Consider the following 1,921-nt stretch of genomic DNA (forward strand, 5'->3'; position numbering starts at 1 on the left):
CATTTCACCGCCTCCTTAATTTAAAAAGTTTTGCTCATATTATAACAAATATGTACGGCTAACTCAATCAAAGGAAAACATAGACCTATTTTGTGTAGGATTATAAAGGGCTCTCATCCACTGCCATGTTTTCGTAGTTTTAAAAAAATTTATAATCTGAAGGATTGAAGTATTTCTATGTTATAATATAAAAAAGCCAAATACAGCCTATTTAGATTGATGTATACAAGAAAGAAAGGTGATATCGTGAATAAAGTAATCCTCATGGGTCGCTTAGTAAGAGATCCAGAAGTAAGATATTCTCAAGGAAATGAACCCTTGGCAGTAGCCAGATATACATTGGCTGTAAACCGCCGTTTTAAACGCCAAGGTGAACAGGATGCAGATTTTATCGGCTGCGTAGCTTTTGGTAAAGCTGGCGAATTTGCAGAAAAATACTTTAAAAAGGGTCAGATGGTAAGCATTATCGGTCGTCTGCAGGTGAGATCCTGGGATGATAACGAAGGCAAAAAACGCTGGAGCACAGATGTTGTGGTTGAAGAACAGTATTTTGCAGAAAGTAAGGCATCCTTTGAAAGCCATCGTGATTCAGCACCAGTAGCTACCACAAATGCTACAGCTGCACAAGCAAATTCTTCCGATGGTTTCTATCCAGTTGATGAAAGCATTGAAGATGATGATCTTCCATTCTAAAAAACATGAGAAAAGCTATCCCAGCACGGGATAGCTTTTTCAGAAATGAAGGAAGGTTATATGAAAAAATATAGAGCATTTTTTCTTATATTAATTCTATAATAATGTTTTTTTAAAAAAATCTCAAGTGCTATAGTGCTATAGCAAAAATATGATCAAAATCAGCCGGTGGGGGACTATTTTTCGCGCCTTCTATTTATTCGCTAAACACAGCTTTTGCGAATTTTAGTGCGTTTTTGTGAATTTAGTGACAATCTGACTCCGATATGCTATAATTGCTATAGCAATATATCAATATAACACCCCTACTAGTAAATTCACTGAACATTTCAATAATTTCTCATATCGTCTCATCCTAACGAAGAACTTCGGCTCCTCTCTGGCCGAAGTTCTTTCATTTTTAAAATAAACTATTCATTCAAACAAAAACCCTTGTTCAAATGAACAAGGGTTTTCAGTATAATTATTTTATTCGTTTTCCAAAAACTTCATCAGCATCTGTGCAGCATGCGCCCTCTGTGCATGACCTGCAGGATCCAGAGTGCCATCATCATTACCGCTGATAATGCCATTCATCACACACCAGCACATAGGCTCATATGCATATTCAGACAATTCATTCACATCGCTGAAATCCAGTCGGAATGCCCATACACCCTCAAAGCCTTCTCCTTTATATTTCGTATAACGATACAGGATAGATGCCAGCTGTTCTCTTGTAATGTTATTATCGGGACCGAATGTCATTGCATCATAACCGCTAACAATGCCATTTTCAGCCGCCCATGCGATCGCATCTGCGTAATACATATCCGCATCCACATCTGCGAAAGGAACTGTGCCTGCTGCAGGCTTGCCTTCCATTCTCCACAGGATCGTTGTGATCATACCTCTTGTGGTATTCCAGGAAGGGCCAAAATTATCAGCGTCCACGCCACTCATCAGACCGTTTGCAGACACATACATTACTGCATTATAGAACCAGTCTGTTTCAGAAACGTCTTTAAAGGGATTGTCTGCAGACTGTTCAGGTACTACAGGAACATCAGCCAGAGGAACATAATCATCGATGATCTCAAATGTCACAGAACCGTCAACCTCGAATGTAACGCTGTTTTTGCCATCGTATACATCTTCGATCACTTCTTTTGTACCGTCTGCTTTTGTAACTTCTACAGCAACATTACCTGTTTCGCTGTTTTCTTTATAAGGAACAGTTACTTCGATC

The 1,921-nt window shown here is 38.9% G+C and carries 2 protein-coding genes; one reads left to right on the forward strand and one right to left on the reverse strand.

What is annotated here, in order from left to right:
- Positions 1-246 precede the first annotated feature (246 nt).
- A complete protein-coding gene (locus tag IJ369_RS01465) occupies positions 247-693 on the forward strand; it encodes a single-stranded DNA-binding protein (protein WP_290715175.1) in 447 nt (148 codons plus the stop codon).
- A 468-nt stretch (positions 694-1,161) separates the two neighbouring features.
- On the opposite strand, the gene IJ369_RS01470 is transcribed toward IJ369_RS01465, so the two are convergent.
- Positions 1,162-1,921, reverse strand: a 760-nt coding sequence (locus IJ369_RS01470; protein ID WP_290715177.1) for an S-layer homology domain-containing protein, incomplete at its 5' end; no start/stop codon positions are given.

The sequence above is a fragment of the Anaerotignum sp. genome (assembly GCF_017483025.1).
Classification (GTDB): domain Bacteria; phylum Bacillota; class Clostridia; order Lachnospirales; family Anaerotignaceae; genus Anaerotignum_A.